The organism is Fimbriimonadia bacterium, assembly GCA_039961735.1.
Classification (GTDB): Bacteria; Armatimonadota; Fimbriimonadia; order Fimbriimonadales; family JABRVX01; genus JABRVX01.
Genome location: JABRVX010000041.1, coordinates 25,700 through 38,293, shown reverse-complemented (window position 1 = coordinate 38,293; position 12,594 = coordinate 25,700). Strand labels below are relative to the sequence as shown.

The window sequence follows — 12,594 nt, the reverse complement described above, 5'->3', positions numbered from 1 at the left end:
CATCCGTTCGCGCCGCTGCGCGGCATACGATCCCGGGATAACACAAGATTATACCCGCGAACGGTGGGATTGCCGGCTTTGAACATGGGCCTAGATGGCCGCCCGTCAACTCAGGAAAGGCATAATAGCCCACAGGCATGAATTCCCTGTTCTTGGAGACGCTGCACAAGCGCTTGATGATCTTCGACGGCGCGACCGGCACGTCGCTGCAGGCCGCGGGGCTGACGGCTGCCGACTTCGACGGCCTGGAGGGTTGCAACGAGATACTCAACGCCACTCGACCGGACGTGGTGGCATCTCTGGCGCGGGGGTACTTCGAGGCAGGCGCAGATGCCGTGGAGACCAATACCTTCGGCGCCAACTGCATGAACCTGGGGGAGTACGGCATCGCCGACAGGACGCGCGAACTGAGCAGGCTGGCTGCGTCCATAGCGAAAGAGGTGGCAGCCGAGTTCTCGACCCCAGACAGGCCACGCTTCGTGGTCGGCTCGATGGGCCCCGGGACGAAACTGGTCACGATGGGCATGATCGGTTTTGATGAACTGCTAGTTAGCTATCGTGAGAACGCACTGGGACTGATCGAAGGCGGTGCCGACGCGCTGATGATCGAGACCTGCCAGGACCTTCTCCAAGCCAAGTGTGCGGTGATTGCGGCATGTGATGCCTTCACGGAGTCGGGAGGCAAGTTGCCGCTCATTGTTTCGGTGACCATGGAAAGCAACGGCAAGATGCTGCTGGGCACCGAGATAGGTGCGGCGCTCACCACTCTGGAAGCGTTTCCGGAGGTGGATATCATCGGCCTGAACTGCGCGACGGGGCCGCAAGAGATGGTAGCACACGTCCGGTACCTGAGTGCGCATTCGCGAAAACCGATCAGCGTGCTGCCGAATGCCGGGCTTCCGCAAATGGTGGCAGGCAAGGCACACTATCCACTAACCCCCGAAGAGATGGTGGAATACCACTCGCTGTTCGTTCACGAGTTCGGCGTGAACATCGTGGGAGGTTGCTGTGGCACTACCACGGAACACATTCGTGCCGTGTCACAGGCACTGGCAGGCGCAACCCCGGCGCGACGTAATCCTCATCATGTGCCAGCATGCGCGAGCCTGTACCAGCAGGTACCCTATCGCCAAGATACCAGCTTCCTGATCGTGGGCGAGAGGACCAACGCGAACGGAAGTCGGAAGTTCCGCGACCTGCTGCTTGCAGAAGACTGGGACGAGATGGCGCAGATGGCTCGCGACCAGGAGCGCGAGGGTGCCCATGTGCTGGACGTGTGCATGGCATACGTGGGACGCGACGAGGTGGCCGACGTCACCACACTGATACCACTGATCAACCAGCAGGCCACGATCCCCATCATGATCGACTCCACGCAGCCGGAGGTGATGGAGGCTGCGCTGAAGCTCATCTCCGGCAAGCCCATCGTGAACTCCGTGAACCTGGAGGATGGAGGCGAGCGACTGCGCAGAGTGTTGGCCATGTGTCGCAAGTACGGAGCTGCCGTAGTAGCCCTCACCATCGACGAAGAGGGTATGGCGAAGACCGTGGACCGTAAGCTGCAGGTCGCCGAGCGGCTTCACCGCATCGCCACGGAGGAGTTCGGCATCTCACCCGAGGACATCTTCTTCGATGCGCTTACGTTCACACTGGGTAGTGGGGACGAGGAGTTTCGCGGGGCAGGTGTTGAGACCATCACCGCCGTTCGTGAGATCAAGCGACGCTGGCCGGAGTGCAACACGCTGCTAGGTGTTAGTAACATCTCCTTCGGGCTGAAACCTGCTGCGAGGACGGCGCTCAACTCGGTTTTCCTTCACTATGCACTGGAAGCCGGCCTGGACGCCGCCATCGTGCATGCGGGAAAGATCGTGCCCTTGAACCGCATCGAGCCAGAGATTCGGGAAATCGCTCGGCGGCTCGTCTTCGACGAGAGGGTGGATGGTGAAGACCCGCTGCACGCTCTTATGGCGCTGTTTCGTGAAGATACTGCAGTCGAACCGACAGTCGGAGACCTAACAACCCTTCCCGTAGAAGAGCGTCTGCAACGGCACATCGTGGATGGTGTCAAGACGTCGCTCGAGGCATCCCTCGATGAGGCGCTCCTGCGCTACGAGCCACTCGCCATCATCAACGACATCCTGCTGCAGGGGATGAAGACGGTGGGTGAACTGTTCGCCTCTGGCGAGATGCAACTTCCGTTCGTGCTGCAGAGCGCCGAGGTGATGAAGCGCGCCGTTGCGTACCTTCAACCGAAGATGAAGAAGGTGGAAGGGACCTCTCGTGGCAAGTTGGTGCTGGCCACCGTCGCGGGAGACGTCCACGACATCGGCAAGAACCTGGTGGACATCATCCTGAGCAACAACGGTTACGAGGTGGTCAATCTCGGAATCAAGCAGCCAATCGCTAACATCCTCAAAGCCTATGAGGAAACGGGGGCAGATGCGATTGGGATGAGCGGACTGTTAGTGAAATCTACACTGATCATGCGCGAGAATCTGGAGGAGATGAACCGGCTCGGTCTGTTTGGCGCACCGGTCCTGTTGGGTGGAGCGGCACTGACACGAAGCTACGTGGAAAACGAGCTTCGTAACATCTACCATGGAAAGGTGTTCTACGCTCAGGACGCCTTCGAGGGGCTGTACCTGATGGGCGAGGTGATGAAGGGGCCAGCCGCGATGGAAGAGCTCTATCGCAGACCCTCCCCCACACCGCGTGCGGAAGCCACGCTCCCCAACGTGACGGTGCAGACAACCGATACCCGTCGCAGCGACGTGTCCACCGAAGTGCCGATTCCAGAGCCACCCTTCTGGGGAGTCAGAGTGGTGGATGACATAGACGTATGGGACGTGTACCCCTACGTTAACTCGGAGGTTGCGCTGTTTCGTGGGCAGTGGCAGATGCGAAGAGGCAAGCTATCCAAGGCGGAATTCGAGCGGCTGCTCGAAGAGGTGGCGCGACCGACGTACGAGCGACTGAAAAAGCAGTGTGCAGAGGAGCGTCTGTTAGTGCCAAAGGTAGTATACGGCTACTTCCCGGCCCAGTCCGAGGGCAATGACTTGATCGTGTATCAAGAGGACAAAAAGACAGAGCGCGTGCGGTTCACCTTCCCACGACAGCCGTCCGATCGCAGGCTCTGCCTTGCCGACTTCTTCGCGCCAAGAGAGTCGGGGAAAATGGACGTCGCGTGCTTCACGTGTGTTACGGTGGGCAGCCGGATCTCGGAGTACGAAAGAGAGCGCTTTGACGCCGGAGACTATCAAGAGTACCTGTACCTTCACGGTATGGGAGTGGAGACGGCGGAGGGCCTAGCAGAGTACTGGCATAAGAGGGTGCGAGAGGAACTGGGGATCGCGGACAAGGATGCTAAAGAGATCCGACTGCTTTTCAGCATGAGCTACCAGGGGGCGCGTTACAGCTTCGGGTATCCGGCTTGCCCGAACCTGGAGGATCAGCGCTTGCTGTTCGATCTGCTCGATCCCAGACGCATCGGCGTGGAACTGACCGAGGAGTGCCACATGGTCCCTGAGCAATCCACGTCGGCCATCATCTGCCACCACCCGGAGGCACGTTACTTCAACATCCGGTAGGGTGAACCCATGCTTGGCTCGACACCTGTCTCTGCCCGTCAAGGCAGTCCCGGTGCGGTATCGAGGCCCCGACGGTCCCCTCGATATGCTGCAAGGTGTCAGGCTGATTCCGGACGTTGCCGAGTCGTCCGGATATGCAGCTCGTAGCCGCGCCGAACCGTCATGGCATGGAGTACGACCAAGGGGGAGTGCACCTGCGCGTCATGCTGAGCTTGTCGAAGCATGACGGGACGTGCCGAACGCTATCGTCTTCAGGTGCCACGTTCGCGGCTTCCGGTTGCATGCTTCGACAAGCTCAGCATGACGTTAGCTTCGACGGGCTCAGCATGACGGCTCGAGTGGATGGCGTGGATCACCACGCCATCGTAACGCCTCAGCGCCGACGGCAGACTGCGGTCCGGCAACATGGCACACATCGGGAGGAAGACTCCCGAGCGAAGGGGGAACGTAGGCAGCCCTAGCCTGAACGCTCGACTCAGAAAGCAGAGGGAGGGGACCCCTCCCTCTTGCATCTATGTTCTCGAATAGTTGCTCGTAGCCGCTTAGTGTGTCGCTGTCACGGCGTTAGCTGATCACGGCTACTCCTGAACCACTCGTACTGTCAGGAACAGCACAACCTCCGACCCGGTTTTGGTCTTCGAACGGTGGCGGAAGAGTTGGCCCAGGAATGGCAGATCACCCAGCAGCGGAACCTTGGTCATCGTCATCAGCTCTTCCTCACGGATCAGGCCGCCGATGACGATGGTCTCACCATCCCTCATGCGGATGTTCGTGTCCACGTTGCGCGAGGCCACCTGAGGCAACTTTCCACCACCTGGTACGTCGTTGAAGGCGGTGATCAGACTCACGTCGGTCGCCAGCGAGAGTGTCACGCTATTGTCGGGCGCTACACGCGGCGTGGCATTGAGCAGGATGCCCGCCTGGACTTCTCCAATGGTGATGGTAGGACCGGTGGTAGTCTGCGATATCTGCTCGACATACTTGACGATATCGCCGATAAAGATCCTCGCCGGCCTACCATCGAGAGCAGACACCTTCGGGCTGGCCAGCAACTTCGATCGCTTGCTTACCACTAGTGCGTCCAAGATGCCGTTGATCGATCCAATGAACGTCTTCGGGTTGAACGACATGTTGAAGGTGTTTACGATGGGGTCACCGAGCGTCTCGAAGGTCCGCTGCCAATCGTTGGTGGTGTTATACTGGTTCCTCTGTTCGAAGGTGTTGTTCCCCACCTTGTCGTTTGTCTGCGAGTTACCATCTCGGACGTTCTGCTGAGTCTCGCCGGTACTGGCACGTTCGATGTTCTGAACGTTGATCACACCGTTGTCGAAGAGGTCCCACTTGACACCCAGCTTGTCCAAGTCGTCACGCAGCACGTCCATCACTTTGGCTTCGATAATCACCTGCGGCTCCGGCATGTCGAGCTGCGCCAACAGGTGAAGAGCCTGCGCCACCTGATCCCTGGGACCTGTGACTAACAGGTGCCGCGAGGGCTCGGGCTCACGCTGCTGGGGCCGCAGTCCTGCAGGCACGATGGACATCGGCCCTTCGGTGACCTTCACCCCAGGCACGAGGCTGGCCGACCCGTCTCCGGACTTTCCTCCAGCGTCGGTTCCGCCTGAGAACAGCGATTGGAGTGAGCGGCTGCTGAGGTGTTTGGCGACGTAGACCTCGGTGACTTGATCGAACGGCACGTCGAGAACGGCGAGGATCTCGAGAGCCTTGTCCACCGCCGCGCGCGGTCCCTTGAGAACCAACTTGCGATCGTCGCCGCTCGCAGGACCGGTGTCGCCGCCGCCGGCGGGCTTCGTCTCTGCTTTGCCGCCTTCTTCCTGCATGGCGCCTGCGGCTTCCTGGAGTTCATCGGGCACGGCGCCGCTAGTAGTCTTTGCGGCAGCCGCTTGCTCCGTATCCTTCGTCTTGGCTGCAGTCGAACCGGTCTGGGCACCCTTGGCCTGCTGCTTGGCGGCCATGCCGAGGGCGGACGGGCCGACCATCGCCAGCACACCCGGCACCAGGTTCTTCGCTCCCTGGAAGTAGGTCTTCAGGTCGTGAGCGTCGCGGTGACGCGCGGTGTAGACCTCGATGACCTCATCCTGCGAGAGGTGCGCAGTGAGCAGCATCCGCGCGCGCTGCACCTCCGGGGCCGGACCGCGAATAGCAACGACGGGGGCACCACCGGCGGGGCCAGGCATCACCTTGACACTCGGCATCAGCGCCTGTAAGGACTCGGCGATCTCCTGCGGCGAACCGGTCACCGGCACGAACTCGGTGACATCCTGCAGCGGGACATCCTGCTGACCGGGAGGCGCCTCGGCGGTTGCGAACCGCTTCAGGAAGTCTTCGGTCCCTACCACGTAGGTGCGACCAACCAGCGCGTAGCGATACCCAGCCATCGTGGTGATCAATTCGAGGGCGGTTCGCACGTTCTCGTCGCGCATCGAGACGGTGATCTCACCCCTTACATCCGGTGCAGTAACGATGTTCACGCCGGCGTTCTGGGCGAGCGCACGCAGGATGACGACCACGTCTGCCTTCGGGAACTCGAGCGAGACCTTGACATCCGGCAAAGGCGGGCGTTGGGCTGCTTGGGGAGCCGCCGCACGGACACGCCCTTGCTGAGCCTCACGCTGCCGCTGCTGCTCGGCTAGGTCGGCCTTCCCTTCGTAATTGTTCTCCCGTACCGCGTCGACGGGCTTCTGAGGCTGGAGAACCGGTTTGGGAGCGACCGCAGGCTTCTGCTCGACAGCAGGTGCCGTGGGAGAAGCCACTCCTAGCCAGATGAGCCAGTCCCCGTTGGACCCCTGTTCGACCACGGGCTGGACGCCCGAGTCGATCCAGGCGAGCACGTTGACCACCGGCGGCTTCGCCGAGAACCATCCGTACTGGACATACCGGACCTTGGGCTGCTTGAGAGAGACGTACTGCGGCTTCACTGCGAGCGACGCCTTGAAGGAGGCGATCCATGCCTTGCCGGCGTTCGATCGTGAGAACGTGGGCTGCGGGAGGTCGGTGCCTTGCACGCGAACGACCGCACCGTCGCCCTGTTTGGTCACGGTTACTTTGGTGATGGTCGGTCCTGCCCAAGCCATGCCGGTGAGTAGCAGGCCGACTCCCAGGACAACGAAGCTATTTCTTGTCTTCAACAACGCCCCCTCCGATTGCCAAAGTCACGGTCTGTTTGAGATGCCGTACGGTCACGGAACGAGGTGTCACCTTCAGGATTCGAGTTGCGTCGTCCGCCATGTGGCCCTCGCGAACCAGCACTTGTTCTCCCGTGGCGTCGCGCAAGACGACGATGGGCACGGGACCTATCACCACACCCACGGCCTCCCAGCCACAGCCGTTCATGGCCTGCCTCACCGACAGCGTCGGCACTGATCCTCCGTCTAGCGGCCCGAGCTTGGGTGGAGAGGTCTTCTGCGTCGGAAGCTCGGCCTCCGTCGGCTCGAACCGCGTGCGCTGACCAGGGCCTGTCTCCGTAGCCGATGCGATGCCCCCGGGCTTTGCAAAGGGGTCTCGAGCCGGGCCCACACGGACGCCGTCGGGCAGCGGGATATCTTCTGCCTGCTCTGCCGTCTGCTTTTCGGCCTGCTTCGGCTTCTTAGGCTCCGGACGTGGCTCGTTTTTGGGCCCTCCCATGAACTGCAGGGCACCCACTCCGAGCAACACGACTGCCAACGCGCCGACGATGAGAACTTTCTTATCCGCCACCGCTCACCCCCTGCGTAGAGCTCGACCGTTCCGTGGAAGCTCGGGATGGGGACTCCGCGAGGTTCTGCGGCCTCGTCGGGAAGATGTACGCACGCACGCCGAAGGTTGCGGTCAGCTTCGGCGGACCTACGTCTCTCGGGTTCGGCGTGGCGTTGATGGACACGGACCTCACTGCAATGATCTTCGGGAATCCGCTGACCATTTCGAGGAACTTGAGAATCTGCATGTACTGGCCGGTGGCCTGGATGTCGAAGTCCATCTCCTCGTAAGGCTTCCGCTCTTCTTTCTTCTTGGAATCGTCCTTCGGTGCGCCGGGAGCGGCTTTGTCCTTCTCCCCGTCTACGGCCTTCGGCTTCTCCTTCTTCGGGACGGGACGAACGCCGGTGATGCGGAGCCCGGATGCGTGGCCCATCGCCTCCAGCTCGCGGAGCATGGTCGGGACGTAGTCACGCGTGGGAAGGTTGAGTTCCAAGTGAGCTACCGCTAGTCGGCTGGATACCATCGCGTTGCGGACCTCCGAAACCTGTCTGCGCAGCGCATCCGGGTTGTCGAGTTCCTTGGCGATCTTGTCGGCTTCGGACTTGATTGTGCGCCACTCGGTAATTTGCATGTAGCTCAGTCCGCCGGCTAGGATCAGGGTAATAACGGTCAGCAGCAGGAACACACGCTGCGACTTGGCGAGTGCATCATGAGCCAACGGCCTTGCCTCCTTCCTTCGCTCTGGCGTCCTTCGGAACAGCGAGCATCGCGACGACTTCGAACTCGACGCCGACGTTGTTGCCCGACTCCTTTTCCTTGGTGTACTTGAGGTCCACCTGAGCGAGGTCGGGGCACTCGTTGAGGCGTTGCATGACCATTCCGACCAGGCTCTGGTCCTGTGCGTAACCGATGAACCGAACCTCCACGCCTTGACTAGGTGCCTTGGCCTCTTGGGCGCGGACCGAGGTCAGCCAGGTGCCCTCGGGCATACGCGATGCCACGTGGCCGAGTAGGCGATGCCAAGTCTCTGTTGCGCGGCTCGCGGCTTGGAGCGTGGTCAGCTTCGGACGAAGAACCGCCAGCTCCTTCTGACCTTCTGCGATGGCGTGCTGATAGGGTTGCATGCCGGCGCTCTTGGACTTCAACTCAGCGAGTCGGTCACTCTGACGGTCCACCTGCCACATCAGTGCTCCGACGGCGGCCACACCAGCACCTAGTGAGATGACCCACGCGAGCATGGACGCGCGCGTCTTGCGGATGGCCACCCGCTTCTGGGTTCTCTGTTCTGAGATCAGGTTGACTAATGGCACGCTGAACTCACCTCCTAAGCCACCATCGCCTGGCGACCGGCGCGTCGCATGGCCAAACCCGTCGCCACTCCGTATTCCGAGCCCTCCTCCGGGTCCACGTTGTCCCCTCCCATGAGGAATCGCGGGTTCTCCCATACGCTGAGGAACTGACAGGGAAGGCCGAGTTTGAAGCCGAGGTAATCCGCGATTCCCTTCATTCGGGCCGCTCCGCCGCTAAGCAGTAGAACCGACACGGGCGAGGCCGAAGACCCTTCGGACTGCTGGGTCTGGTAGTAGTTGATCGAGCGACGAAGCTCCCGTACGAGTTCGTCAATGATGGGTTGGATCAGGCGCAGCTGAGGGGGCGCGTCGGTATTCAGTTCTGACCCGATGAGCGGCGAGAAATCGAGCGAGTGCTTCGATTCTCTCGCAACTTCCTCATCGGTCCGGAAGAAAGTCTTGAGGGCATCTGTCAAGGTCTCTCCGGCGATTGGAATGGAGCGGGTGAGAGAGAACTGCCCATTTGCGACGACGCTGATGTGGGTGTGCGCCGCTCCCATGTCGATCAAGGCCATCGTGCGGTCGGTGTAGGCTTCGTCGCGCCTCGCCTCGATGAGGGCCCGGTAGAGGGCAAAACCTTCGATGTCCACTACCTCGGTCTCGAGGCCCGCGCGGTGCACCGCGGCAACGCGACTCTCGACCATGTCCTTCGGAGCAGCAACGACCAGAACGTCCATCTTTCCATCCGCGACGTCGCCCATCATGTCGAACTCGATGTAGCTGTCATCCACGGAGGATGGTACGTACTTGCCGGCTTCGAACTTGATGGACTTGCGGAGAGCCGCCTCGTTCATCTTGGGCAGCTTGATGGAGCGGACGATGACCGACGAGCCGGCGACCGCGATGTTGGCGGCGGTAGCTCCGACTCCTGAACGCCGAAGTAGGTCGCGCAAGGCATCGCCGAGCCTCTCCGGGTCCACGACGACGCCATCGCGCACTGTCTCTTCGGGCGTCGCGGCCTTGGCGTAGTGGCTGACCAGCAACCGATCGCCGGACGGCTCGACCTGAGCGACCTTTATCGAGTAGCTCCCGATGTCTACGCCGACGAACGTGTCTCGGCTGAAAAGCTTAAGACCCATCCGAGTCCTCCTCTGAGTCCGCTTCGGCAAGCACCGGGTCCAGCGATTGTGCCGCCAGCCAATCGTCAAGGGCGGCCTTCGGGAATCGCCACTTCCCCTGCAATCGGAACGCTGGCACCTGGTGCGTCTCGCAGAGCTGCTCGAGCTCTGCAGCGGAGAGCCTGACGTACTTCGCGGCTTCGCGCAGGGTCAGAACGGAATGCGCTCCGCCGATGATCCCGCGGAACAAGACGCTGAGCTGATCGGGGCTTAGGAAAAGCTCGAGCCGGACCACGCTGCCGCCGAAGACACTGGTTGCTGGCGGTGCCGGCTGCGCCACGTGCACCGGTCGGGTCCCCGCCGTCGCCGAGGAGGGCGGCGCGACGGGCGGAGACTCCGGCACTAAGACGGGATCTGCCACCGGTGTAGGGTTCTTGGCGGCTTGTCTGATGGCGTCTACAAGCTGCATTCTAGGCTGCCCTCTCCTCGTAGTCCTCGGTGATCGAGTGCATGGTCACGCCGTCTATGAGCTTTAGCCCCTGTGCCATGCCGACCATCAGCGCGTTGTCTGCGAGCTGGCTGACGAGCCTAGGCGTACCTCCGCTGACCCGATGAATTTCGAACACCGCGTCCGGCGTAAAGGGAGACTGCCCGTTGGCATAGCCTGCCACCCTCATGCGATGGGCGATCATCTCGCCGGTTTCCTGGGGATCGAGCGCTTTTAGCTCGTATTTGACGGCGATGCGCTGCTTCAGTGCTGGGACCTTCTCCAGGCGTTGCCGAAGTTCCAGCTGGCCCATCAGCAACAAGTTCATCAGGAACTGGTCGTTCATTTGGCAGTTCAGCAGCAGCCTCAACTCCTCGAAGGTCTGCGAAGACTTGATGAGGTGGGCTTCGTCCACGAGGAGCACCACCCGCTGGCCTCGTTCGTAGGCACTCAGGAGGGTTCCGTGGAGCGCGCTGACCATGGCTTGGCGCGTGCGACCCGTACACTCGGCCCCCAGCTGGTCGAGAATCTCCCGCAGCATCTGGGCCGGCGACAGCAACGGGTCGACGATCATGACCACCTTGTAGTTCACTGGGTCCAGGAGCTCGAGAAGCTTCCTGCTGACCGTTGTCTTGCCGTAACCGATGTCACCGGTCAGCAGACCGGCCCCCTTGTTGCGCGTGATGGCGTAATGCAACATCATCAGCGCATCCTCGTGCTTTCGGCTCAGGTACAAGAAGCGCGGGTCGGGCGTGAGGCTAAACGGAGGCTCTAGCAGCCCCCAGTACTGCTCATACAATTCAGTTCCTCCCGGCGGGACTCACGCTGCAATTATCGTCACCGACCCGGCAAACCTATAGGCGCGCTCCAGGTTTCCTTGCGCGCGGTTTTGAGCGTAGAGGGAGGCTCCGGGTAACCTTGCTAGGTGCCTCCGCTCGCCGTGACGGAGGTGGGAACTGGATGGAGGAGGACGCGATGGCGTTGATGGAGATATCGGTGGTGCCTGTGGGCACCGCAAGCCCTTCGATTGGCGACTATGTGGCTGCTGCGCATCGGGTGGCGGTGCAGTCGGGCCTGCCGTACGTGCTGGGTGAGTTCGGCACGGTCATCGAAGGCGAGCCTGCGGAACTGCTGGCTCTGGCTGCGCGTATTCATGCCGCACCCTTCGAGGCCGGGGCGAAAAGGGTGGTCACCACGATCAAGCTGGATCAGCGGATGGACAAGGAGGTCCACGTTGGAGACAAGGCCGCGGCGGTTCAGCGTAGATTGGAATAGGAGAGGATAGGGATGGAACTCATAGGAAGGCCTGACCCTCAGCACCTGGTTCATGCCGTGAAATCGCGGCTCAAAGCGACGCCGTTGGATGCGAACCATATAGCGGACGTGGTCGTGAGCATGTTCGACGAGGTGTTGGTCCAAGTGGAGCAGCGGCTGACGGAGTTGGAGCAGCGGGTCCGACGGCTCGAGGAGAGGTAGCTGTTCGAAGTGCATGGCACGCGGCAGGAGGTGTCACGCTTCGACGGGCTCAGCGTGACGGCCGGGAGGCATCGCACCTCGGGCCCTGGCACGCGGCGGAAGGTGTCACGCTTCGACGGGCTCAGCGTGACGGGGTCTGGGCTGCGGGATGGCAGCATATGGTCCAGTTACCGGGTTGCGTGCAGGCCAGTGCCGGTCTGCGGGTACGCTAGCGAAGCCCTGCGAAAGTCCGGCACTCCCAACAGACGTGCGAGCTTTTGCTGCGTCGCGTGCCGACAATTAGGCAGATTGCGCCGATAATCAACAACGACGCCATGGGCGGCGTCGTTAGGGAGGGTGGTTCATGAGCCTGGTCCCCATGGTGGTGGAGCAGACGGCACGCGGAGAGCGTGCGTACGATATCTATTCGCGGCTTCTGAAGGACCGCATCGTCTTCTTGGGCGAGCCCGTTGACGACCATGTCGCCAACCTGATCATCGCCGAGATGCTGTTCCTGGAGAAGGAAGACCCGGATAAGGACATAGAGCTATACATCAATACTCCGGGTGGAGTAGTTGCCGCTGGGCTGGCGATCTACGACACGATGCAGATACTGAAGTGCGACGTCGCCACCATCTGCGTCGGGCAAGCCGCGAGCATGGGAGCCGTCTTGCTGTGCGGAGGCACCGAGGGCAAGAGGTATGCCTTGCCGCACGCTCGAATCATGATCCATCAGGTCCATGGAGGCTTTCAGGGTACGGCCATAGACATCAACATTCAGGCCCGAGAAATCGACCGCAACATGGAATACCTGAAGCAGATCCTCGCTCGGCACACGAAGCAGCCCATCGAGAAAGTCTCCAAGGACACGGAGCGGGACTACTTCATGTCCGCCGAAGAGGCGAAGGAATACGGTCTCATCGATCAGGTGCTCGACCGAGGCGGTCGCTAGGGAGGACATCGGA

At 61.3% G+C, this 12,594-nt stretch carries 12 protein-coding genes; 5 read left to right on the top strand and 7 right to left on the bottom strand.

Translation table 11 applies throughout. From position 1 onward, the window contains the following. Positions 1-137 precede the first annotated feature (137 nt). A complete protein-coding gene (metH, locus tag HRF45_10060; GenBank protein MEP0766867.1) occupies positions 138-3,587 on the top strand; it encodes a methionine synthase in 3,450 nt (1,149 codons plus the stop codon). Positions 3,588-3,721: 134 nt separating this feature from the next. After that, positions 3,722-4,048: a hypothetical protein gene (locus tag HRF45_10055; protein MEP0766866.1), complete on the top strand. Its 327-nt coding sequence runs from the start codon at positions 3,722-3,724 to the stop codon at positions 4,046-4,048. A 117-nt stretch (positions 4,049-4,165) separates the two neighbouring features. On the opposite strand, the gene HRF45_10050 is transcribed toward HRF45_10055, so the two are convergent. Genes HRF45_10050 through HRF45_10020 form a run of 7 tightly spaced genes read right to left on the bottom strand, consistent with a single transcriptional unit; the run spans position 4,166 to position 10,973 of the window. Beyond that, positions 4,166-6,736 carry a hypothetical protein gene (locus tag HRF45_10050; GenBank protein ID MEP0766865.1) on the bottom strand — a complete coding sequence of 857 codons (2,571 nt, stop codon included), beginning with the start codon at positions 6,734-6,736 and terminating at the stop codon, positions 4,166-4,168. Then, on the bottom strand, positions 6,717-7,301 hold the full coding sequence (locus tag HRF45_10045) for a hypothetical protein (GenBank protein ID MEP0766864.1): 585 nt from the start codon (positions 7,299-7,301) through the stop codon (positions 6,717-6,719). Before HRF45_10045 ends, HRF45_10050 begins: the two co-directional genes overlap by 20 nt. Continuing rightward, complete coding sequence (gene pilO, locus HRF45_10040; GenBank protein ID MEP0766863.1) at positions 7,291-7,998, bottom strand: type 4a pilus biogenesis protein PilO; 708 nt, start codon at positions 7,996-7,998, stop codon at positions 7,291-7,293. Before pilO ends, HRF45_10045 begins: the two co-directional genes overlap by 11 nt. Next, positions 7,988-8,590: a PilN domain-containing protein gene (locus HRF45_10035; protein MEP0766862.1), complete on the bottom strand. Its 603-nt coding sequence runs from the start codon at positions 8,588-8,590 to the stop codon at positions 7,988-7,990. Before HRF45_10035 ends, pilO begins: the two co-directional genes overlap by 11 nt. 14 nt (positions 8,591-8,604) lie before the next feature. Next, a complete protein-coding gene (gene pilM / locus HRF45_10030; protein ID MEP0766861.1) occupies positions 8,605-9,708 on the bottom strand; it encodes a type IV pilus assembly protein PilM in 1,104 nt (367 codons plus the stop codon). Next, complete coding sequence (locus tag HRF45_10025; GenBank protein MEP0766860.1) at positions 9,698-10,156, bottom strand: helix-turn-helix domain-containing protein; 459 nt, start codon at positions 10,154-10,156, stop codon at positions 9,698-9,700. Before HRF45_10025 ends, pilM begins: the two co-directional genes overlap by 11 nt. A gap of 1 nt (position 10,157) precedes the next feature. After that, positions 10,158-10,973, bottom strand: coding sequence for an AAA family ATPase (locus HRF45_10020; GenBank protein MEP0766859.1), 816 nt, complete (start codon positions 10,971-10,973; stop codon positions 10,158-10,160). 176 nt (positions 10,974-11,149) lie between these two features. Between HRF45_10020 and HRF45_10015 the strand changes: the two genes are divergently transcribed. The 3 genes from HRF45_10015 to clpP all read left to right on the top strand — a co-directional run bounded on the left by HRF45_10015 (position 11,150) and on the right by clpP (position 12,581). Beyond that, a complete protein-coding gene (locus HRF45_10015) occupies positions 11,150-11,449 on the top strand; it encodes an MTH1187 family thiamine-binding protein (GenBank protein MEP0766858.1) in 300 nt (99 codons plus the stop codon). 12 nt (positions 11,450-11,461) lie between these two features. Beyond that, entirely contained in the window at positions 11,462-11,650 is a 189-nt protein-coding gene (locus HRF45_10010; GenBank protein MEP0766857.1) for a hypothetical protein, read from the top strand. 343 nt (positions 11,651-11,993) lie between these two features. Then, the gene (clpP, locus tag HRF45_10005; protein ID MEP0766856.1) at positions 11,994-12,581 is read left to right on the top strand and encodes an ATP-dependent Clp endopeptidase proteolytic subunit ClpP; all 588 of its coding nucleotides are present in this window, start codon (positions 11,994-11,996) and stop codon (positions 12,579-12,581) included. The last annotated feature ends 13 nt before the right edge of the window (positions 12,582-12,594 follow it).